This is a genomic window from Streptomyces capillispiralis (genome assembly GCF_007829875.1).
Taxonomy (GTDB): Bacteria; Actinomycetota; Actinomycetes; order Streptomycetales; family Streptomycetaceae; genus Streptomyces; species Streptomyces capillispiralis.
The window spans coordinates 6,405,990-6,427,511 of record NZ_VIWV01000001.1 but is presented as its reverse complement, the minus strand read 5'-3'; the positions used below and the strand labels follow the sequence as shown (position 1 = coordinate 6,427,511).

20 protein-coding genes are annotated in these 21,522 nt (G+C 74.3%); 8 read left to right on the top strand and 12 right to left on the bottom strand.

Annotated elements, in window-relative coordinates; all coding sequences use genetic code 11:
* Positions 1–85: 85 nt before the first annotated feature.
* The 3 genes from FHX78_RS28065 (at position 86) to FHX78_RS28055 (ending at position 2,532) form a co-directional block, all read left to right on the top strand.
* Positions 86–727, top strand: coding sequence for a TetR/AcrR family transcriptional regulator (locus FHX78_RS28065; protein ID WP_145870189.1), 642 nt, complete (start codon positions 86–88; stop codon positions 725–727).
* Positions 728–775: 48 nt separating this feature from the next.
* Complete coding sequence (locus tag FHX78_RS28060; protein ID WP_145870188.1) at positions 776–1,498, top strand: ArsR/SmtB family transcription factor; 723 nt, start codon at positions 776–778, stop codon at positions 1,496–1,498.
* Positions 1,499–1,569: 71 nt separating this feature from the next.
* Entirely contained in the window at positions 1,570–2,532 is a 963-nt protein-coding gene (locus FHX78_RS28055; RefSeq protein WP_373313039.1) for a DMT family transporter, read from the top strand.
* Positions 2,533–2,571: 39 nt separating this feature from the next.
* On the opposite strand, the gene FHX78_RS28050 is transcribed toward FHX78_RS28055, so the two are convergent.
* The 8 genes from FHX78_RS28050 to FHX78_RS28015 all read right to left on the bottom strand — a co-directional run bounded on the left by FHX78_RS28050 (position 2,572) and on the right by FHX78_RS28015 (position 13,388).
* Positions 2,572–3,657 (bottom strand): Zn-dependent alcohol dehydrogenase, encoded by a 1,086-nt coding sequence (locus FHX78_RS28050; RefSeq protein ID WP_145870186.1) that lies wholly within the window; start codon positions 3,655–3,657, stop codon positions 2,572–2,574.
* Between the two features lie 16 nt (positions 3,658–3,673).
* Positions 3,674–5,062: an aldehyde dehydrogenase family protein gene (locus FHX78_RS28045; protein ID WP_145870185.1), complete on the bottom strand. Its 1,389-nt coding sequence runs from the start codon at positions 5,060–5,062 to the stop codon at positions 3,674–3,676.
* Positions 5,063–5,151: 89 nt separating this feature from the next.
* Positions 5,152–6,492, bottom strand: a complete 1,341-nt coding sequence (locus FHX78_RS28040) for an ABC transporter ATP-binding protein (protein WP_145870184.1) — start codon at positions 6,490–6,492, stop codon at positions 5,152–5,154.
* 327 nt (positions 6,493–6,819) lie between these two features.
* Positions 6,820–8,076 carry an MFS transporter gene (locus tag FHX78_RS28035; RefSeq protein WP_145870183.1) on the bottom strand — a complete coding sequence of 419 codons (1,257 nt, stop codon included), beginning with the start codon at positions 8,074–8,076 and terminating at the stop codon, positions 6,820–6,822.
* A 61-nt stretch (positions 8,077–8,137) separates the two neighbouring features.
* On the bottom strand, positions 8,138–9,571 hold the full coding sequence (locus tag FHX78_RS28030; RefSeq protein ID WP_145870182.1) for a CitMHS family transporter: 1,434 nt from the start codon (positions 9,569–9,571) through the stop codon (positions 8,138–8,140).
* A 133-nt stretch (positions 9,572–9,704) separates the two neighbouring features.
* Positions 9,705–11,969, bottom strand: coding sequence for a molybdopterin oxidoreductase family protein (locus tag FHX78_RS28025; RefSeq protein ID WP_145870181.1), 2,265 nt, complete (start codon positions 11,967–11,969; stop codon positions 9,705–9,707).
* 127 nt (positions 11,970–12,096) lie between these two features.
* The gene (locus FHX78_RS28020) at positions 12,097–12,714 is read right to left on the bottom strand and encodes a TetR/AcrR family transcriptional regulator (protein ID WP_145872188.1); all 618 of its coding nucleotides are present in this window, start codon (positions 12,712–12,714) and stop codon (positions 12,097–12,099) included.
* Positions 12,714–13,388 (bottom strand): hypothetical protein, encoded by a 675-nt coding sequence (locus tag FHX78_RS28015; protein WP_145870180.1) that lies wholly within the window; start codon positions 13,386–13,388, stop codon positions 12,714–12,716. Before FHX78_RS28015 ends, FHX78_RS28020 begins: the two co-directional genes overlap by 1 nt.
* A gap of 176 nt (positions 13,389–13,564) precedes the next feature.
* Here FHX78_RS28015 and hmgA point away from each other — a divergent pair, with 176 nt between their 5' ends.
* The 3 genes from hmgA (at position 13,565) to FHX78_RS28000 (ending at position 16,997) form a co-directional block, all read left to right on the top strand.
* Entirely contained in the window at positions 13,565–14,878 is a 1,314-nt protein-coding gene (gene hmgA / locus FHX78_RS28010; protein ID WP_145870179.1) for a homogentisate 1,2-dioxygenase, read from the top strand.
* Positions 14,879–15,025: 147 nt separating this feature from the next.
* Positions 15,026–15,775: a GntR family transcriptional regulator gene (locus FHX78_RS28005; RefSeq protein ID WP_145870178.1), complete on the top strand. Its 750-nt coding sequence runs from the start codon at positions 15,026–15,028 to the stop codon at positions 15,773–15,775.
* Between the two features lie 25 nt (positions 15,776–15,800).
* Positions 15,801–16,997, top strand: coding sequence for a type ISP restriction/modification enzyme (locus FHX78_RS28000; RefSeq protein ID WP_145870177.1), 1,197 nt, complete (start codon positions 15,801–15,803; stop codon positions 16,995–16,997).
* 19 nt (positions 16,998–17,016) lie between these two features.
* Here the strand turns inward: FHX78_RS28000 and FHX78_RS27995 are convergent, their stop codons facing one another.
* Positions 17,017–17,730 (bottom strand): TetR/AcrR family transcriptional regulator C-terminal domain-containing protein, encoded by a 714-nt coding sequence (locus tag FHX78_RS27995; RefSeq protein WP_145870176.1) that lies wholly within the window; start codon positions 17,728–17,730, stop codon positions 17,017–17,019.
* Between the two features lie 63 nt (positions 17,731–17,793).
* Between FHX78_RS27995 and FHX78_RS27990 the strand changes: the two genes are divergently transcribed.
* Together FHX78_RS27990 and FHX78_RS27985 are read left to right on the top strand one after the other, a co-directional pair.
* The gene (locus tag FHX78_RS27990) at positions 17,794–18,765 is read left to right on the top strand and encodes an ATP-binding cassette domain-containing protein (RefSeq protein ID WP_145870175.1); all 972 of its coding nucleotides are present in this window, start codon (positions 17,794–17,796) and stop codon (positions 18,763–18,765) included.
* A complete protein-coding gene (locus FHX78_RS27985) occupies positions 18,762–19,544 on the top strand; it encodes an ABC transporter permease (RefSeq protein WP_167531872.1) in 783 nt (260 codons plus the stop codon). Before FHX78_RS27990 ends, FHX78_RS27985 begins: the two co-directional genes overlap by 4 nt.
* Positions 19,545–19,713: 169 nt before the next feature.
* On the opposite strand, the gene FHX78_RS27980 is transcribed toward FHX78_RS27985, so the two are convergent.
* From FHX78_RS27980 to FHX78_RS27970, 3 genes are all read right to left on the bottom strand, one after another.
* On the bottom strand, positions 19,714–19,989 hold the full coding sequence (locus tag FHX78_RS27980) for a hypothetical protein (RefSeq protein WP_145870174.1): 276 nt from the start codon (positions 19,987–19,989) through the stop codon (positions 19,714–19,716).
* A 126-nt stretch (positions 19,990–20,115) separates the two neighbouring features.
* Positions 20,116–20,907 (bottom strand): anti-sigma factor, encoded by a 792-nt coding sequence (locus tag FHX78_RS27975; protein WP_145870173.1) that lies wholly within the window; start codon positions 20,905–20,907, stop codon positions 20,116–20,118.
* Positions 20,904–21,446: a sigma-70 family RNA polymerase sigma factor gene (locus tag FHX78_RS27970; protein ID WP_145872186.1), complete on the bottom strand. Its 543-nt coding sequence runs from the start codon at positions 21,444–21,446 to the stop codon at positions 20,904–20,906. Before FHX78_RS27970 ends, FHX78_RS27975 begins: the two co-directional genes overlap by 4 nt.
* Positions 21,447–21,522: the final 76 nt, after the last annotated feature.

Genomic DNA, 21,522 nt, shown 5'->3' with positions numbered 1-21,522 from the left:
GAGTCACCCCAAGTGAGAGCCGCTTGAAATCCGGACCTTTAAATTAGCACTGCTAGTTTATGGTCGCAGCCCTACTATGTGCGCCATGGCCCGACCGCGCAAGCCCCTGCTCAGCACCGACCGGATCGTGGAGACGGCGCGTGCGCTCGTGGACTCCGAGGGCCTGGCGGCCGTCTCCACCCGCCGGCTCGCCGCGGAACTGGGCGTCAGCGGCCCCTCCCTCTACAACCACTTCCGCACCAAGGACGAGATCCTGGAGGCGGTGGCCGACTCGGTGAGCGCGCTGGTCGACCTGTCGATGTTCGAGGACGGGCGGGACTGGCGGACCGCGCTGCACGACTGGGCGGTCTCCTACCGGGCGGCGCTGCGCGACCACCCCAACATCGTCCCGGTGCTCGCCCGCGGCCCGGGCCGCCGTCCGGCGGCGCTGCGGCTGGCCGACGCGGCCTACGGCGCGATGGTCGAGGCCGGCTGGCCGCCCGCGCAGGCCACCTCCATCGGCGCGCTGATGCGGTACTTCATCATGGGCTCCGCCCTCGGCTCCTTCGCAGGCGGCTTCGTCGACGACGCCAGCGCCTACGACCCCGCCGACTACCCGCACCTCGGACAGGCCCACCTGCTCGCCGAGCAGCAGGAGAAGATCGACGAGCGGGCCTTCGAGACGGGCCTGACCGCGCTGCTGGACGGGCTGGCGCTCCAGTACGAGCAGGTCACGGGCGGGGCCTAGACGACGGGCTGCCGGACACTTCGGTGAAGGCCGAAGTGTCCCTGCCGCATGCTGGGGGACATGAGCACCAAGGACCCCCGGGCGGCGGGGCTGGCCCGGCTCGCCGCGCTGGCCGCCGACGAGACCCGGGCCGCGTGTCTGCTGGCCCTGCTGGACGGCCGGGCCTGGACCGCGGGCGAGCTGGCCCGGCACTGCGGCGTCGCCGCCTCCACGCTGAGCGAGCACCTGGGCAAGCTGGTCGCGGGCGGACTGCTGGCCGAGGAACGGCAAGGGCGGCACCGGTACGTGCGGCTGGCCGGCACCCGGGTCGCGCAGCTGGTGGAGGACCTGGCGGCGCAGGTCGCCCCGGGCGCCGCCGAACGCCCGCGCACGCTGCGGCAGGCGGGCGCCGGGTCGGCGATGGCCCGGGGCCGCACCTGTTACGACCATCTCGCCGGACGGCTCGGCATCGCTCTCACCGACGCGCTCACGGCGCGGGGGCTGCTGCGCCAGGACACCGGGTTCGCGCTCACCGACGCGGGACTGCGCTGGTTCGGTGCCGCCGGGATCGCCCTCGACCTGCGCGGCCGCCGCCCGCTGGCCCGCGCCTGCCTGGACTGGACGGAACGCCGCCCCCACCTCGCCGGGGTGGCGGGCGCCGCCCTGTGCGGGCACGCCCTCGGGGCACGGTGGTGCGTGCGCATCGGCTCGGAGCGGGCGGTGAAGGTGACGGAGACGGGCGCACACGCGCTCCACGACCTGCTGGGCATCGAGGCGGAGGCGCTGCGGTGAGCGGCGGGTCAGCAGGCCCCCGTCCGGAAACCGCGAGCGTCCCGGCCTCTCCCCTTCCTATGTTCTGGAGCATGATGCGCCTCTCCACCCCCGATCCCGGCCGTCGCGCGGACGTGACGGCGGCCTGCGCGGCCGGCGTCACCGTCGTGCTGTGGGCCTCCGCCTTCGTGTCCATCCGCAGCGCCGGGACCGCGTACTCGCCGGGGGCGCTCGCCCTCGGGCGGCTGCTGGCCGGGGCGCTGACGCTGGGCGCGATCTGCCTGCTGCGGCGGGAAGGGCTGCCCCCCAGGGCGGCCTGGCGGGGGATCCTGGTCTCGGGGCTGCTGTGGTTCGGGTTCTACATGGTGGCCCTCAACTGGGGCGAGCAGCAGGTCGACGCCGGGACGGCCGCGCTGGTGGTGAACGTGGGGCCGATCCTCATCGCCCTGCTCGGCGCCCGGCTGTTCGGGGACGCGCTGCCGCCGCGGCTGCTGGCGGGCATGGCCGTGTCGTTCGCCGGCGCGGTGACGGTCGGGCTGTCGATGTCCGGCGAGGGCGGGTCCTCGGTGCTCGGCGTGGTGCTCTGCCTGCTGGCGGCGGTGGCGTACGCGGCCGGGGTCGTCGCGCAGAAGCCGGCGCTGAGCGCGGCGAGCCCGCTCCAGGTGACGACGTACGGCTGTCTGGTGGGGGCGGTGGCCTGTCTGCCGTTCGCCGGGCAGCTGGCCGGTGAGGTCGCCGACGCACCCGTGTCCGCCACGCTCAACATGGTCTACCTGGGCGTCTTTCCGACCGCCCTGGCGTTCACCACCTGGGCCTACGCCCTGGCCCGGACGACCGCCGGGCGGATGGGGGCGACGACGTACGCGGTGCCCGCCCTGGTGGTGCTGATGTCGTGGCTGGCGCTCGGCGAGGTACCGGGCCCGCTCACCCTGGTGGGCGGCGCCCTGTGTCTCGCGGGTGTGGCGGTGTCGCGGTCCCGGGCCGAGGCGGCGGCCGCGGCTCCGCGGCGGGGGGCCGGGGAGCCGCGCCCGGACCGGGCCCGGGACTCGGCGTGAGCCGCCGGGCCCGGTCCGGGGCGGCCGGTGCGGGACGGGCTAGAAGATCACCAGTGCCCGTCCGCCCTTGCCGGCCGGCATGGTGTCGAGGGCGGCCGGGACGCCGTCCAGGGTGATCCGCTCGGTGACCAGGGCGCCCAGGTCGAGGCGGCCGGCCCTGACGTGGTCGGCGAGCACCGGGAGGTCGCGGGCGGGGTCGGAGTTGCCGTAGACGCAGCCGGACAGGGTCCTGCCCCAGTGGAAGATCTCCAGGGCGTTGAAGGTGACCTGCTGGTCCTTGCCGCCGATGCCGACGACCGTGGTGCGTCCGCCGCGCCGGGTGGACTCCCAGGCCGTACGGATGGTGGTCGCCCGGCCGACGCACTCGACGGCGACGTCCACGCCCTCCTTGCCGGTGAGGGCGCGGATCTCGCGGGCGGTGGTGTCGGAGGCGACCAGGTAGTCGGTGGCGCCAGCGGACCGTGCGAGCTCCTCCTTCGCCGGGGAGACGTCGACCGCGACGATCTTCGACGCGCCCGCGATCCGGGCGGACTGGAGGGCGGCCAGGCCCACTCCCCCGACGCCGAAGACCGCGACCGTCTCGCCCCGCCGGACCCGGGCGGAGTGGTGGACCGCGCCGTAGCCGGTGAGGACGGCGCAGCCGAGCAGCGCGGCGTCGGCCAGCGGGACGCCGTCCGGTGCGGGCAGCACGCAGGAGGCGGCCACCACCGTCTCCTCGGCGAACGCGGCGACGTTGAGGCCGGGGTACAGGTCGGTGCCGTCGTCGGCGCGGCGGGCGTGCACCTCGGCGGCGCCGGCCAGGGCGTCCGCGCACAGCCAGACCTCGCCGCGCGCGCAGGCGGGGCAGGCGCCGCAGGACGGGGCCCAGTTGAGGACCACGCCGTCACCGGGCGCGACATGGGTGACGCCCTCGCCGACGGCGACGACCGTGCCGGCGCCCTCGTGGCCGAGGACGGCCGGGACCGGCAGGCGCATGGTGCCGTTGGACAGGGACAGGTCGGAGTGGCAGACCCCGGCGGCGGCGAGCCGGACCCGGACCCGGCCGGGGCCGGGTTCGGGCAGGTCGATCCCGGTGATCTCCAGCGGGGCACCGACGGCGGGCAGGACGGCGGCACGTACGGCCATGGCGGATTCGACTCCCCTAGAACTGGAGGGACTTGGTCTGGAGGTACTCGGTCAGGCCGTGCACGCCGAGTTCGCGGCCCACACCGGACTGCTTGTAACCGCCGAACGGCGCGAGGGGGTTGAAGCGGCCGCCGTTGATGTCGACCTGGCCGGTCTCCATGCGGCGGGCGAACGCCACCGCCTCCGCCTCGTCGCCCGCCCAGACCGCGCCGGCCAGGCCGTACACGGTGCCGTTGGCGATGCGCAGGGCGTCGTCCTCGTCCTCGTAGCGCAGGATCGACAGGACCGGGCCGAAGATCTCCTCCTGGGCGATGGTCATCTCCGGGGTGACGTCGGCGAAGACGGTGGGGCTGACGTGGTAGCCGCGGGCGTGCGGGGAGTCGGGGCCGCCCGCGACGAGGCGGGCGCCCTCGGCGACGCCCTTCTCGATGTAGCCGCGTACGCGTTCCTGCTGGCGGGCGTTGACGAGCGGGCCGATGCGGTCGCCGTACTTGGCGGCGGCGGCCGCGGCGAGTTCCACGGCCTCGTCGTAGCGGTCGCGGTGGACCAGCATGCGGGTCCAGGCGCTGCAGGTCTGGCCGGAGTTGGACATGACGTTGGCGACGCCGACGTTGACGGCGCGGGCCAGGTCGGCGCTGGGCAGGATGACGTTGGCGGACTTGCCGCCGAGTTCGAGGGCGACCCTCTTCACCATGCCGGAGGCGAGGGCGCCGATGCGGCGGCCGACGGCGGTGGAGCCGGTGAAGGAGACCAGGTCGACGCCCGGGTGTTCGGCGAGGGCCTGCCCGGCCACCGGGCCGAGGCCGGTGACGAGGTTGAACACGCCGGCCGGGATGCCGGCCTCGTGCACGGCCTCGGCGAAGAGCCGGGCGACCAGCGGGGTGTCCTCGGCGGGCTTGACGACGACGGTGCAGCCGGCCGCGAGGGCGGGGGCGGCCTTGGCGACGATCTGGTGCAGCGGGTAGTTCCAGGGGGTGATCGCGCCGACCACGCCGACCGGCTCGTGCAGGACCGTCGAGTTGCCGGTCCGCTCCTCGAAGGCGTACGCCGCCGCCAGCTCGGCGTACGAACCCGCCACGGCGATCGGCACGCCGGCGTGGACGGTCTGGGAGAGCTTGAGGGGCGCGCCGAGTTCGGCGGTCACCGTCTCGGCGATCTCGTCCCGGCGGGCCGTCAGGACGTCCCGGAGGGTGGCGAGGCGGGCGGCGCGCTCGGCGGGCGGGGTGGCGGCCCAGGCGGGGAGGGCGGCACGGGCGGCGCGTACGGCGGCGTCGACGTCCTCCACGGTGCCGGCGGGGACGGTGGCGATCACCTGCTCGTCGGCCGGGTTCACGACCTCGATCACGTCCGGTCCCGCGGCGGGGCGCCAGGCGCCGTCGATGTACATGCCGTCGTATGCCTTCATCGCGCTTCCTCCGGGACGGGGCGTCGTCTGCCACTCCTAAACTAGCGATGTTAGTTTTTCGGCGCCAGAGGGGGTGTGCGCGCGTCGGGTCACTCCTCCAGGTCGGGCAGCCGCGCCGGGTTCGGGCAGATCCGTTCGCCGTTCCGGTCGAAGACGAAGAGGTGGGCCAGATCGACGAGGAGCGGGACCTGCATGCCGTGCCGCAGACGGATGTCGGGGGTGGTGCGGACGATGAGGTCACCGGGGACCCGTGGCTCCGCGGCGGCCGGCTGCGGCCCGTCCTGCTCGGGGTCGTCCAGGGCCACCACGGGCCCGGCCCGCAGGGCGCCCGCCCGCTCCCGCAGGCGGCCCAGGACCGTGCCGTCGCGGCGGCGGCGCCGGGCCGGGCGGCCGGGGCGCGGACGCGGGGCCTCCAGCTCGGGTACGACGGCGGGGCGGGAGCCGGTGTCGAAGTGGACCAGGACCTCGTGGCCCTGGAACTCCAGGTGCTCCACCAGGCCGGTGAGCACGACCTCGCCGGGGCGGGCGGCGGCGGGCTTGGCGATCCGGACGGCCTCGGAGCGCAGGCCCACGATGACCTCGCGGCCCTGCTGCACCCGCAGCAACTGGTGGTCCAGGGAGAGCGGTTCGGGCAGCCGGAGGAACTGCTTGCCCAGGCTGATGGTCATCGCGCCGTCCAGCGGGGCGCGGACCAGACCGCGCAGCAGGTTGATGCGCGGGGTGCCGATGAAGGCGGCGACGAAGACGTTGCCCGGCAGGGAGTACACCGCGCGCGGGGTGCCGACCTGCTGGAGGACGCCGCCGCGCAGCACGGCGACGCGGTCGCCGAGCGACATCGCCTCGGACTGGTCGTGGGTGACGTAGACGGTGGTGACGCCCAGCTCGCGGGTGAGCTGGGAGATCTCGGCGCGCAGACGGTTGCGGAGCTTGGCGTCGAGGTTGGACAGCGGCTCGTCCATCAGGAAGGCGGAGGGGTGGCGGGCGATGGCCCGGCCCATGGCGACCCGCTGGCGCTCGCCGCCGGAGAGCTGGGCGGGGAAGCGGTCGAGGAGGTCCTCGATGCCGAGCATGCGGGCGGTGGCGTCCACGCGCGGGGCGGGGTCGGTGCCGGGTGCCTCGATGCGCAGCGGGAAACCGATGTTGTCGCGGCTGGTCATGCTCGGGTACAGGGCGAAGTTCTGGAACACCATCGCCATGTCCCGGTCGGACGGGGGCAGGTCGTTGCCCAGCTCGCCGTCGAGGAAGAGGCGGCCCTCGTCGATGTCCTCCAGTCCGGCGATCATCCGGAGCACGGTGGACTTGCCGCAGCCGGACGGGCCGAGCAGGACGAGGAACTCGCCCGGCGCGATGTCCAGCGACAGCCGGTCCACCACGCGGACGCCGCGCGAGTAGGACTTGCTCACGTCGTGCAAGGAGATGGCGCGTGTCATGAGGCTGCCCCCGGGGGCTCGTCAGGTCGCTGGTGCTCCACGGTCGGACGCCTCGTGCGGGTCGTACGGGGCGCGTGAGTCACGGAAGCTAACGGAAAGTAGGCGTCCGGGGGAAGACATGGGCGGAATTTGGCAGCACCGTCCGATCCGCGAGAAAACGGACGCCCACGTTCAGCGCGGGGGGCGCGGGCGCTGCGGCGCGGAATCGCCGGGGCGCGGGCGCTGCGGCGCGGAATCGCCGGGGCGCGGGCGCTGCGGCGCGGAATCGCCAAGGCTGGGGGCGCTCGGGCGCGCGCGGGGGCGCGCCCGTCGGCCACCGGCTACCGGCTACCGCGCCGTACCGCGCCGGGGCCGGGCCTCGGCGTCCGACCCGGCAGCCGGCCCGGCCCCGGTGTCCGGACCGGTGTCCGGACCGGCGGGCGGGCCCGACGGGGTGCGGAGGGCGACGCCCGCGGAGAGGAACAGCAGGACGCCCAGCATCACGAACGGGGCGGCCACGCCCGCGACCCCGGCGATCAGGCCGGCCGACGCGGGCGCCGCGACCTGGCCCAGGCGGTTGCCGGTCAGGCGCAGGGCGAGGGCGGTGGAGCGGGCCCCGGCGGGGGCGGCCTGGACGACCGTCGTCATCGACAGCGGCTGGCCGACGCCCAGGCAGAAGCCGAGGACCGCCAGGACCAGCGCCAGTGCCCAGACCGGCACCGGCAGCGCCACGCCCGCGCACAGCAGCGCCCCCAGCAGACAGGTCATGGTCAGCAGCACCTTGCGGCCGAGCAGCCGCAGCAGCGGTGTGAGCACCAGCCGGCAGGCGATCGTGGCCGCCGCGCGGAGGCTGAGCAGCAGGCCGATGACGGCCGGGTCGATGCCCCGGTGCTCGCCGACCACGGGCAGGTAGGCGGTGAGGATGTCGGTCGCGGACAGCACCGCCAGGCTGATGAGGATGCCCGCGGGCACGCCCCGGGACCGCAGGATGCCGCGGACCGGCACCCGTTCGCCCCGTTCCGTACGGGACTTCGGGGCCCCGGGCCGCTCTATGCGCCACAGCGACGTCAGCGCCACCGCACCGCCCGCCCCCGCCACCAGCAGGGCGAGCGCGCTGGTGCGGGCCATGTCCGCGCCGATCAGCGCTCCCGCCGCGACCGGTCCGATCAGCTGTCCGAGCGACGCCCCGATGGTGAAGTGGCCGAAGTTGCGGTCCTGTTCGTGCGGCGCCGACTGGCGGGCGACGAGCGACTGCGCGCCGATGACGAAACACAGGTGGCCGAGGCCCATCACCCCGCTCCACAGGGCCATCGTCCACAGCGAGCCGGCGATGCCGCTCAGCGCGCAGCCACCGGAGATGAGGACGACGCCGACCGGGAGCAGGGGCGCGCACCGGCCGTGGTCGGTGCGCCGGCCGAGCGGTACGGCGGCGAACAGCGGAAGCAGCGCGTACACCCCCGCGATCACGCCGATCGCCCGCTCGTCCGCCCCCAGCGCCAGCGCCCGGTAGGAGACGGCGGGCCGGGCCATCGACACCGCCCCCTGCGCGAAGGTGAAGGCGATGACGAGGCGGAGCAGCCAGCCGCGGTTCCCACCGGGCGCCATGATCGTGTCCTCCCTGAGGTGTACCGGACGTTCCGGACCCGGATGTCCGGGTGCCCCGGACCTAGATGATGCCGAACAGGAATCCGGCCCCGAGGATCAGGAGGCAGGTGAGGGCGGCCCACTTCACCACGAACCGGGTGTGGTCGCCGAATTCGACCTTGGCCATGCCGACGAGGACGTACACCGCGGGGACGAGCGGGCTGGACATGTGCAGCGGCTGGCCGACGAGGGAGGCGCGGGCCATCTCCAGCGGGGAGACGCCGTGTGCCGCGCCGGCCTCTGTGAGCACGGGCAGGACACCGAAGTAGAAGCCGTCGTTGGACATGAAGTAGGTCAGCGGCAGGCTCAGCACACCGGTGACGAGGGCCATGTGGGGGCCCATGGCGTCCGGGATGATGTCCACCAGCCACTTGGCCATGTGGTCGACCATGCCGGTGCCCTGGAGGACGCCGGTGAAGACGGCGGCGGCGAAGACCATGCCGGAGACGTTCAGGACGTTGTCGGCGTGGGCCGCGATACGGGCCTTCTGGTCGGGGATGTGCGGGAAGTTGACGGTGAGCGCGATCGCGGCGCCGAGCAGGAACAGCACCGGGATCGGCAGCAGTTCCGTGATCATGGCGGTGAGCAGGGCGACCGTGAGCAGCGCGTTGAACCAGTAGAGCTTGGGCCGCAGCGTGGGGCGGTGGGGGTCGAGTCCCTGGAAGCCGCCGTCCTCGGTCGCGTCGGCGTCCGTACCGGAACCGGAACCCCCGGCCGGGCGGGCGCCCTTCTCGAAACCGGAACCGGAACCGGAACCGGCAACGGTGCCGGAACCCGCGCCGACCAGCACGGTCTCCGTCTCCTCGGCCTCCTCCTGCTCCAGCGCCTCGTCCAGCGTCAGCACGCCCAGCCGCTTGCGCTCCCGCAGACCCAGCACGTACGCCAGGAAGAAGACGCCCAGCAGACCGACCAGCAGGGCCGGGATCATCGGGACGAAGATGTCGCCGGCGTCGAGCTTCAGCGCCGTCGCCGCACGGGCCGTCGGGCCGCCCCAGGGCAGGGTGTTCATCACGCCGTTGGCCATGGCGGCGACACCCGTCATCACGACCAGGCTCATCTTCAGGCGCTTGTACAGCGGATACATCGCCGAGACGGTGATCATGAAGGTGGTGGACCCGTCGCCGTCCAGCGACACGATCGCGGCGAGCACCGCGGTGCCGACGACGATCCGCATCGGGTCCGCTTTGCAGAACCTCAGGATCCCGCGGACGATCGGGTCGAAGAGACCGACGTCGATCATCACCCCGAAGTAGACGATCGCGAACATGAGCATCGCCGCGGTGGGGGCGAGCGTGGACACGCCGTCGATGACGTAGTCACCGAGGTGTGCGCCCTTGCCGACGAACACGCAGAACAGCGCGGGGATCAGCACGAGCGCCGCGATCGGCGACATCTTCTTCAGCATGATCAGGACCAGGAAGGTCGCGATCATGGTGAAGCCGAGGATGGTCAGCATGAATGGACACCTAACGTTCGCCCTTGAACTCCCACCAGGGCCGGCGGTGGGTCGACGTTAGGTTCCGTAAAGCGGCGTTAACAAGACGTTGACCTGCGAGCAATAAGCGCAAAACCCCAGGTCACAGCTTTGCTCAGGTCAGAGCACGGAACGTTTTGGTCACGGCGGCGGTCAGCGGGGCCACCTCGACGGGCACGCCGTTGAGGACGGCGTTGCCCGACAGCGGGTCGAGGAGGCTGCCGTCGAGGAGCTGGTTGACGTTGGCGCCGGGGTCGGCGGCGGCGTGCCGCGTACGGGTGCCGGGGCGGTCGTGGCCCCACCCGTGCGGCAGGCTGACCACGCCCCGGCGCACGACGTCGGTGACCTCGGCGGGGGCGGTCACCTCTCCCCCGGCGCCCTTGATCCGCACCGGCTCCCCGTCCCGTACGCCGAGGGCTTCGGCGTCCTCGGGGTGCAGGTGCAGGGTGCAGCGGTTGGAGCCGCCGGTGAGGGCGGGCACGTTGTGCATCCAGCTGTTGTTGGAGCGCAGGTGGCGGCGGCCGACGAGGACGAGTCCGCCGGGGCGTTCGTCGAGGGCGGCGCGCAGGCGCGGGAGGTCGGCGGCGATCGGTCCGGGCAGCAGCTCCACCTTGCCGCTGCGGGTCCTCAGCGGCTGGGGCAGGCGCGGGCGCAGCGGGCCGAGGTCGATGCCGTGCGGGTGGGCGAGCAGCCTGTCCAGGGTGAGTCCGTCCGGGTCGGCGCCGAAGCCGTCGCCGTAGGGGCCGAGGCGGAGCATCATGTCGAGGCGGCGTTCGGGGCCGTTCTCGCCGGTGAGCAGGCCGGCGAGTTCCTCCGGGTCGCGGCCGTGGACCGGGGAGTGCGGTTCCCGGGCCGCCCTGCCGAGGGTCTGGTCGATCACCAGGGCGTCCACGGCGGCGGGGTCGGCGCCGTGCATGCCCGTCGCGGCCAGGACGAGACGGGCGAGGATCTCCGTCTCGGCCATGCGGCCGGGCTCCAGGGGGACGGCGGGCCGGGTGTAGCGGACCTGGTTGCGCACGGCGAGGGTGTTGAAGGCGAAGTCGTGGTGCGGGCTCTGCGCGGGCGGGGGCGGCGGCAGGACGACGTGCGCGTGGCGTGAGGTCTCGTTGAGGTACGGGTCGACGCTCACCATGAAGTCGAGTGAGCCGAGCGCCTTGTCGAGCCGGTCGCCGTCCGGTGCGGAGAGCACCGGATTGGCGGCGACGGCGATGACGGCGCGGATCGGCTCGCCCCGGCCGGTGGCGGTGTCGATCTCCTCGGCGAGGGCGGCGAGCGGCAGTTCGCCCTTGGCCTCGGGATGCCGGCTCACCCGGGAGTGCCAGCGGCCGAGGGCGAAGCCGCGGCCGGGCCCGGCGGGGCGCGGGGTGCGGTCGGTGGCGGCCTGCGGGAAGAGGGCTCCGCCGGGCCGGTCGAGGTTGCCGGTGAGGATGTTGAGGACGTCGACGAGCCAGCTGGCCAGGGTGCCGTGCGGGACGGTGCAGCTGCCGATGCGGCCGTAGACGGCGGCCGTGGGGGCGGCGGCGAGCTCCCGGGCGAGGGCGCGGATCGTGTCGGCGTCGACGTCGCAGGCGTCGGCCACCGCCTCGGGCGTGAAGGCGTCGAGGGCCGCGGCCAGTTCGCCGAGCCCCTGGAGGTGCGGCGCGAGGTCCCCGGGGTCGACGAGGCCCTCGGCGAACAGCGTGTGCGCCGTCGCCGCGAGGAGCAGCGCGTCGGTGCCGGGCCGGACGGCGATGTGCCGGTCGGCGAGGCGGGCGGTGCGGGTGCGGCGCGGGTCGATGACGGTGAGGGTGCCGCCGCGGGCCCTGAGGGCCTTGAGGCGGCCGGGGAAGTCGGGGGCGGTGCACAGACTGCCGTTGGACTCCAGGGGGTTGGCGCCGATCAGCAGGAGGTGGTCGGTGCGGTCGAGGTCGGGTACGGGGATGGCGTTCGCGTCGCCGAAGAGCAGTCCGCTGGAGACGTGCTTGGGCATCTGGTCGACCGTGGAGGCGGTGAACAGGCTCCGGGTGCCGAGGCCGGCGATCAGCACGGGCGGGTAGAGGGCGCCGGCCATGGTGTGGACGTTGGGGTTGCCGAGGACGACGCCGACGGCGTGCGGGCCGTACGTCTCGACGACGGGCCGGATCCCGGCGGCCACCGCGTCGAACGCCTCCGCCCAGGTGGCCTCGCGCAGTTCGCCGTCGACGCGGACGAGCGGGGCGCGCAGCCGGTCGGGGTCCGCGTCCAGGTCGCCGAAGGCGGCGCCCTTGGGGCAGATGAAGCCCTTGCTGAACACGTCGTCGCGGTCGCCGCGGGCGCCGGTGACCCTGCCGCCGTCGACGGTGAGCGTCAGGCCGCAGGTGGCCTCGCACAGCGGGCAGATACGAAGGGCGGTGCGGGGCACGGGGCCTCCCGGGTACGGCGGCGAAGGTGACGCACGGGCGCACCGAGCATACCGACCGGTATGCACGGAGGGGAGGGGTCGTGCGCGGACGGACAGGGCGGCGCCGGGAATCGGCCCCGCCGGCCGCTCAGTCCAGGACGCGGGCCAGGTACGCCCGCAGCATCTCCCTCAGCTCCCCGATGACCCGCTCGTCCCCCTCGGGCGAGATCCGGAACGCCAGGTGGACGAGGGCGTCGGCGGTCTCGACGGCGATGAGGAAGGTGCGGCGCAGGTCCTCGTCGGTGTCGCGGCCCAGGTAGAGGGAGAGCAGATCGGTGAGGCGGTCGGCGACCCGGTGGTTGGGTTCGGCCCGGCGGGCGCCGACGGGTATCTGGTTGCCGAAGTCGACGAGGGAGAAGCCGGGCGCGGTGCGCTTCATGTCCAGGTACTCGTCGAGCACGACGTCCATGGCGTGCCGCCAGCCCTGCTCGCCGGTGACCTTGAGGCGTTCGGTGACCCGCTCCGAGAAGCGCTCCAGGTTGCGCTGGGCGAGCGCGTCGGCCATCTGGCGCTTGTTGCCGAAGAAGCGGTAGACGGAGCCGATGGGCACACCAGCGCGCTCGGCGACGGCGCGGGTGCTGAGGTCGTCGTAGCCGACCTCGTCGAGGAGTTCGGCGCAGGCGTCGAGGATTCTGGCCAGCCGTTCGGCGCTGCGCCGCTGCACCGGCGCTCGGCGGAGCGATGTCGCGTGGGGCACGGGCCTCATCATGCCTGTTCGGAGCCGTCCGGTGAACCTCGCGTTCCGGTTCCGCCCCTGCCGCCCGTTTCGTACACCCGTCCGCCGGTCGCGGGGGGCACCGGCACCCCTGCCCGCGCCGACGCGGACACCGCCGCCCCGGTGGCCGTCCCCGTCGCGATCGGTTCCGCGCTCGGGTCCGGTTCCGGCGAGCGCTCCGACACGGTGATGTCGGCCGTGCTCTCCACGGGCTCGCCGTCCACGGCCCACACCGAGCCGTCGTCGGCGTACAGGCGGGCGGTGACCTGGTGGGTGCCGCGCGGGACCAGACGGCCGGAGAGGTGGTACTCGGGGGTGCGCAGCAGGGCGACGCGGCGGCCGTCCACCTCGAGGTGCGCCAGACCCCGGCCGGCCACCGCCCGTCCGCCCGTCCCGTCCGGCGAGAAGCGGAAGTTGCGCACCCGCAGCCGTACGTCCCAGCCGCCGCCCGCGTCGGGCACCACCTCGACGCCGACCTCGGGCGCGTCCTGCGCGTCGACCTCTCGGTAGGGGCGCCCCTCCGCGTCCCGCTCGTCCAGGAGCCGGCCCGCCGGCGAGGGCGACGCCCCGTCCTGCCCCCGGGCATCACGGGAGACGCAGCCCGCGGATCCGGCCAGCGCGACACAGACCGCGAGCGCGGTGATCAGGTTCCGCTTCCACGACATGCCGGGGAGCGTAGAACACCGGTCCGAACGAGCGAATCCACCTGAAGTCGGGTTCCGGATCCTCCACCGAGAGGAGGAGGGGCCGGACGGCGGCGGGATCGCGCGGCCCTCTTGCGCCCGGGAAAACGCAATCCTACGGTGTTCCATAGGAATCGGATCGCAAGGGAGTACCGAAGATGAGCGGGGACGCGCGCAAGGCCGCCGAAGGACTGGAACACCTCTCCGGTTTCGGCAACGAGCACAGCTCCGAGGCGGTGCCGGGCGCCCTGCCCGTGGGCCGCAACGCGCCGCAGCGCGCCCCCCTCGGGCTGTACGCGGAGCAGCTGAGCGGCACGGCGTTCACCGAGCCCCGCGCGGAGAACCGCCGCTCCTGGCTGTACCGGATCCGCCCGTCGGCCGCCCACCCGGCGTTCACCCGCACGGGCAACGGGGCGCTGCGCTCGGCCCCCTTCAACCAGACCGTGCCCGACCCCAACCGCCTGCGCTGGAACCCGCTGCCGGAACCGGCCGGGGGCACCGACTTCCTGGCCGGTCTGTGGACCCTGGGGGGCAACGGCGACGTCACCCAGCGCACGGGCATGGCCGTGCACCTGTACCACGCCACCGCCTCGATGGACCGCGTCTTCAGCGACGCCGACGGCGAGCTGCTGATCGTCCCCGAGCGCGGCGGGCTGCTGCTGCGCACGGAGTTCGGTCTGCTGCATGTGGAGCCAGGACACATCGCGCTGGTGCCTCGTGGTGTGCGGTTCCGTGTGGACCTCCTCGACGACTCTGCCCGCGGTTATGTGTGCGAGAACTACGGGGCGCCGTTCCGCCTCCCCGACCTCGGCCCGATCGGCGCCAACGGGCTGGCCAACGCCCGGGACTTCCGGGCGCCCGTCGCCGCGTACGAGGACGTCGAGGGCCCGGTGGAGGTGGTGAACAAGTACTGCGGCAACCTCTGGTCGGCGACGTACGACCACTCCCCGCTGGATGTCGTCGCCTGGCACGGCAACCATGTGCCGTACGCCTATGACCTGCGCCGTTTCAATGTGATGGGCACCATCTCGTACGACCACCCGGACCCGTCGATCTTCACGGTCCTGACCTCGCCGAGCGACACCCCCGGGCTGGCCGGGGTGGACTTCGTGGTCTTCGCCCCGCGCTGGCTGGTGGGCGAGGACACCTTCCGCCCGCCGTACTTCCACCGGAACGTGATGAGCGAGTACATGGGCCTGATCGAGGGCGCGTACGACGCGAAGGCGGAGGGCTTCGTGCCGGGCGGCGGCTCGTTGCACAACATGATGTCGGCGCACGGACCGGACCGGGAGACCTTCGAACGGGCCAGCGCGGCGGAACTGCGCCCGCAGAAGATCGACGACGGCCTGGCCTTCATGTTCGAAACCCGCTGGCCGGTGTCGCTCACCCCGCACGCGGCCCGGGCGGACCACCTGCAGCGGGGCTACGACGATGTGTGGCAGGGCCTGGAGCGTCACTACCGCGCCCCGTGACCCGGTGTGCTCCCCCCGCACCACGGACGGTGCCGGGAGCCCGGCCGCGCTCCGCCCCCCGGGCCGCCGCGCGCTCGGACTCCCGGCCCCCGCCCACCCCTGCGCCCGACATTGCACTGACCGTTCCCCGACCGGTACGGATAGCCCGTGACCTCATTCGCCCCGGACTCGATCGTCCTGAACCGCAAGTTGCCGCTCTGGTATCAGGTGTCGCAGTCGCTGCGCGCCTCGATCCTCGGCCGCTCGCCCCAGGACCCCTTGCGCCTGCCCACCGAGGAACAGCTGGCCGGGCACTACGGCGTGAGCGTGCTGACCATGCGGCAGGCGCTGAAGGAGCTGGAGGACGAGGGGCTGATCACCCGCCATCGGCGGCGCGGCACCTTCATCGAGCCCGGCGCCCGGCGGGGCACGCCGGTCCGGCTGCTGGGCTCGGTGGACGCGATCGTGGCCCAGCAGTCCGGTATGACGACCGAGTTGCTGGAGCACGGGCCGGCACCGGTGCCGGCCGGCCTCGCCGAGTACTTCCCCGGCGTGCCGCGGGTGGCGGCGTACCACCGGCTGCGCAGCGACGAGAAGACGGGCGAGCCGACCAACCACGCCCGCAACTACGTGCGCCCCGAACTGGCCGCCCGCATCGACCTGGACGACCTGGTCCGCTGGCCGATGACCAAGGTGCTGCGGGACGTGGTCGGCGCGGACATCAGCCGCATCACGGACACGGTGGAGGCGCGACTCGCGGACCCGGAGACGGCGCGCCTGCTCCAGGTCCCGCTGCTCAGCCCGATCCTGCACTACACGGGCATCACGTACGACACCGCCGGCCGGCCGCTGGACGTGGCCGTCATCAACTACCGGGGCGACCGCTTCTCCTTCACGGTGACCCTGGACGCCACCTGATCCGCCCGCTCCCCCAGGTCGTACGATGCCCAGCGTGACGCACGACGACGCTCCGCTGCTGGCGGACCTCATGCCGTGGTCCGTCGCACCGCCGCGGCTCGGCCGGGGCTGGCCGGCGGCGCCCGACGCGGCGTCCCTGGGGGCCCGTTGGGACGCCCTGGTGCGGGCCGAGGGACCGGACCGCGAGGCCCTGTTCCAGCCGAGCCGTTCCCGCACCCCGCACACGGCGGTCGCGCAGCTGCCGGGAGGGAGCGGGGGCACGCGGAAGCTGGCCCGCGCCTCGGGCCCGTGCCCGGAACCGGTGCGGGTGCTGCACGCCCCGTTCGACGAGCAGTGGCTCATCCCCGACCAGCGGCTGATCGACGCGGCCCGCCCGGAGCTGTGGCGGGTGGCGGACGAGCGGCAGGTCTTCGTGGTCGAGGCGGCCGCCGCGCGGGGCGGCGGCGCCGCCCAGGGCCCCGCCGGTCCCCCGCTGCTCGCCACCTCCCTGCTGCCCGTGCTCCGCACCGGCCGGATCCGCCCCCTGTACCGCCGGCCCGGTGCCGTCGAACCCAATCTGGCCCCGGGGCTCACCGGGCACCTGGCCGCCCGGCTCGGCCGTGACACCTCGGCGATGGACGTCCTGGCCTGGGTGATGGCCGCGGCGCGCCCCTCGCCCGGCGGCCTCGTGGTGCCGCTCACCGGCGACGCCGGCGCCTGGGAGGAGGGTGTGGCGGTGGGCCGCAGGATGCTGTGGCTGATGCGGCGCGACGGCGAACGCCCCAGGCTGCCCGGCGGGCGCCGCCCCTACGTGCGCGCCCCGCTGCCCTCCCGGCCGCTGACCCTGCGCTACGACCGGGACGAGGAGGCCCTGCTGCTCGACGGGGGCCGCGTCGCGCCGGTGCCGCCCGGGGCCTGGGACTTCGAGGCCGGCGGGGTCAGGGTGCTGGAGCAGTGGTTCACGGCCCGCACGGAGTCCGCCGAGCCGGGGACCCTGGCCGCGATCCGGCCGCCCACCTGGCCGCAGGCCTGGACCTCGGAGCTGCTGGAGCTGATCACGGTCCTCGCGCTGCTGGCCGAAGGGCGCCCGCCGCGGGCGGCCGGCGCCGAGGTCCCCGACCCGGTCACCCCGGCGGAGCTGCGCGCGGCGGGCGTGCTCCCGGTACCCGCCGCCGCGCGCCGCCCCGCCTCGGTGCTGGACGCGCGCGAGGAGGGCCCGGAGGGCCAGCTCGCCCTGCTCTGACGGCCGCCCGGTCCGAAGCTCAGGGCCGGGGCGCGAAGCCGTCGAGCATCCGGCCGAGCGCCCGCTCGAAGACCGCCTCCAGATCGATGGGCCCCGCGTCCTCCGCGAAGGCCGCCGCCATCCGCGGATACGCGCCGGTCGCGATCCGGCCGCCCAGGTAGGCGATCCGGGCCGCGTTCTCCTGCTCCGGCGTCCAGGGCAGCGAGCGGGTGCGCTCGGCGGTGGCCAGTTCGTTGGTGACGTAGGTGGTCACGATGCCGTTCAGCATCGCGATCAGCTCCAGTTTGGTGCCGTAGGGCTCGGGGAGCGGGTCCAGGCAGGCCAGGCAGTGCTCCAGGTAGCGCAGGGCGTTGGGGCTGAAGCCGTAGACCGGGGACATCAGCCTCGGCAGCCACGGGTGGCGGTGCATCAGCGCGCGGGTCTGGTGGGCCGCGCGGAGCATGTCGGCGCGCCAGTCACCGCTGGGTTCCCACAGCTCGTGCTCGCCGCCGGCCGCGTCCACCATCAGCTCGTACAGGTCCTCCTTGCGGGGGACGTAGTTGTAGAGCGACATGGTGCCGCAGCCCAGTTCGGCGGCGACGCGGCGCATGGAGACCGCGTCCAGGCCCTCGGCGTCGGCGATCCGCACCGCCGCGGCCGCGATGTCGGCGCGCGTGTACGCCGGTCTGGGTCCACGGCCGGTGCGCTCGGGGCGCGCCCAGATCACTTCGGGTTCGGCCGCTCGGCCCGCCATCGGTCATCACCTCGCCCACCATCGTAGTTACGTACACCGTACGTAGTGCGCTATGGTCACCCCATGACTACTACGTACGCTGTACTTAGTGAGGGTCTGGAGAAGCGTTTCGGGGAGGTCCGTGCCCTGCGCGGGCTGGATCTGGCGGTGGCCGAGGGCACGGTGTGCGGGCTGCTCGGGCCCAACGGGGCGGGCAAGACGACGGCGGTCCGGCTGCTGACCACGCTGCTGCGCCCCGACGCGGGCTCCGCGCGGGTCGCGGGCCACGACCTGGTGCGGGAGGCCGCGGCCGTACGGCGCGCCATCGCCGTCACCGGGCAGGACACCTCGATCGACGGGGACCTCACCGGCCGGGAGAACCTGCGGCTGTTCGCCCGGCTGCACCGGGTGGGCGGGGCGGCCGGGCGGGCCGGGGAACTGCTCGACCGCTTCGGGCTCGCGCCGGCGGCCGACCGGCCGGCCTCCGGCTACTCGGGCGGCATGCGGCGCCGGCTGGACCTGGCGGCGAGCCTGATCCGGCGTCCCGAGGTGCTGTTCCTGGACGAGCCGACGACCGGTCTGGACCCGGCCGGCCGCGGTCTGATCTGGGACGCGGTGCGCGAACTGACCGGCGGGGGCACGACGGTGCTGCTCACCACCCAGTACCTGGAGGAGGCCGACCGGCTCGCCGACGCCATCGCCCTGGTGGACCGGGGCAGGGTCGCGCACACCGGGTCCCCGGGGCAGCTCAAGGCGCTCGTCGGCGCGCACGCCGAGGTCGTCGTCGCGGATCCGGGCGCGCTGGTGGCGGCGGCCGGGGTGCTGGACCGGCTCACCGGCGCGCGGCCGTCCCTCGACCGGGAGCGCGACGCGGTCGGCGTGGTCTCCCGCGACCCCACGCTCACCCTCCCGCACCTGGTGCGCACGCTGGACGCGGCGGGCGTGCCGCTGCTCGACGCGAGCCTGAGGCCCCCGAGCCTCGACGACGTGTTCCTGCGGCTGACCGACGCGCGGGCCTTCCACCCCTGCGACGACGACAAGGAGCGTGCCGCGTGAGCACGTTGGCGTACGACGGCACCGCGATGGCGGGCCGGCAGCTGCGGCGGATGCGGAACAACCCGGGGCTGCTGGTCCTCACCCAGACGATGCCGGTCAGCATGCTGCTGTTCTTCGGCTACGTCTTCGGCAGCGCGCTCGCCGTGCCGGGCACCGCGTACCGGTCCTTCCTGGTCCCGGGGCTGCTGGTGGCGACGGCGGCGGGCGGGGTCATGACCGGCATGTTCCAGTCGGCCCAGGACGTCCACCGCGGGGTGACGGACCGGTTCCGTACGCTGCCGGTGAGCCGGGCGGCCGTGCCGTTGGGCCAGGCCGTGGCGGACGTGCTGGTGACGGCGGCCGGGACGGTGCCGTTCCTGCTGGTGGGACTCGCGGTGGGCTGGCGGGTGGAGGGGACCGTTCTCGAAGCGGTCGGCGCCCTGGCCCTGTTGCTGCTGTTCCGGTTCGCGTGCGTGTGGGCCGGGATCCTCCTCGGTCTGCTCACCCGGAACGAGGAGGCGGCCGGTCAGCTGGGCGGGGCGACCTTCCTGCTGCCGCTGCTGTCCAGCGCGTACATCCCGGCGGACGGGCTGCCCCAGGGGCTGCGGACGGTCGCGGAGTGGAATCCGATCAGCGCGGTGGCGACGGCGCTGCGGGAGCTGTTCGGCAACGCCCCGGTGCCGGAGGGGGCGGCCTGGCCGGTGGCGCACCCGGTCGCGGGATCGCTGGCCTGGTGTGCGGTGCTGCTGGCGGTGTTCGTGCCGCTCGCGGTGCGACGGTACGCGCACGGGGAGCGGTGAGGCGCGGGGCGGGGGAGGCCGGCCGATCCCGGTGACTCTGCCGGGTGGGATCGGGGGCCGACGTGGGGACGGGCCGGTGTGCGGTGGGCGCCGGATGCCGCGGGTGCCGCGGGGACGACGGACGGGGGCGGGCGCCGCGCCGGGACGGTGGACCCGTCCGGCGCGGACGCTACCGGCTGCCGAACAGGGAGCGGCGCAGTCGACGCAGCGGGGCGAAGAGCGAGACGCGGCTCGCCCGGGCCCGTGCGCCCCTGGCGCCGCGGTCGTGCGCCGTGTCACGCGCGGTCAGCTCACGCATCAGCGACGTCGCCTCAGCCGTCTCCCGCTGCGGGACGGCGGGTCCCGCGAGAACCGAGAGGTGGCGGTCGAGGCGCGAGCTGGTCGCGCTGCTACCGCAAGTGATCGCAGGGACCCTTGCCCTGCTGCGCACTGTTATCTGTTCCATGTCACTCCCCACCCGTACGAGTCCACCCGGCCCGGGCAGGGTAACCCTATCGCCCCGTCCGGGCACTCGCGTATCGAGGTCACAGGATTCACCTTCCCCATAAGGGGGTTGACGAACACGCGTCGACTACTCTCCGAATCCAACCGTTTTCAGGGCGAGTTGGGCGATGGGCCGGGAGGTGGGCCGCGGCGACCCGCCGTCCGGCTCGACGGTTACGGCGAGTGACGTGGCGGCGGGGTCGAGACCGGACGCCACCAGGGGCGTGTCGCCCTCGAAAAGCCCGAGGGAGAGCGGCCGGGCGTCCCGGTCCATGAGCCAGAGCTGGCGCACACGTCCGTTCGGAGGGTCCTCGTATCCCCCCAGGGTGACGACGGCGCTCCGGGCCGATACGGAAGCGATCACTCCGATCGTGCGGCCCCGCGCGTCCCGTCCGCTGCTCGCACGGGCGTCGGGAGCCGCGAGAACGTGGGCGATCTCACGTGACCGGTCGCGTTCGGCGTCCAGCCGGTCCCGGGTCCGGTCCGCCTGGACGGCGAAGAGCGAGGCGACGACGAGCGCCGCGGCGGCGGTGGCCGTGGCGAACGGCACGAACAGCGCCGCCCGGACCCGGGGCGCGGGGCGGGCGCCCCGGACGGACGGCGGGGGGTGCGCCCCCCGCGCGGGTGCAGGTTCCTGCGGAGTGGCCCGTACGGCGGTCAGCACCCGGTCGCGCATCGCCGGCGGTGCGGGGGCGGCCGTGGACCAGGCGAGGCGGACGGCGTCCTCGGTGAGGGCGCGCACCTCGGCGGCGCAGCGGCCGCAGGACGTCAGATGCCTCTCGAAGCGGACCCGCTCGGCGGGTTCGAGGGCGTCGAGGGCGTAGGGGGCGGCGAGCGAGTGCGGGTCCCCGCGGGACACCAGTCGGCCGAACAGGCTCATGCCGCGCCTCCCAGGCAGTCGCGCAGCCGGGTCAGGCCGTCGCGCATACGGGTCTTGACCGTGCCCAGCGGCAGCGACAGCCGCTCGGCCACCTCCCGGTAGGTGTAGCCGTCGTAGTAGGCGAGGGTGACCGACTGGCGCTGGAGCGCGGTGAGGCGGTCCAGGCAGCGGCGCACCCACTCGCGTTCGAGTCCGGCCTCGACCTCCTCGGCGACCTGGTCGAAGGCGGGGCCGTGACCGCGCCGGGCCTCGCGCTGCTCGCGTTCGCCCGCCGCGCGGGCGCTGCGCACCCGGTCGACGGCGCGGCGGTGGGCGAGGGTGAGGACCCAGGAGAGCGCGCTGCCCCGGCCGGGGTCGAACCGCGCGGCGGAGCGCCAGAGTTCCAGCAGCACCTCCTGGGCGACCTCCTCGGACTGGGCGGGGTCGCGCACCACGCGGCGCACCAGTCCGTACACCGGTCCGGAGACCAGCCCGTACAGGTCCTCGAACGCCTTCTGGTCACCCGCGGCCACCCGCGTCAACAGTTCGTCCGCCTCCAACGCGCGTCCCCCCATCTCCCGGCCCGGCCGGGCCGCCCGGTCACACGAGGCGTGCGCGGCGTGCGCGCCTCCGCAC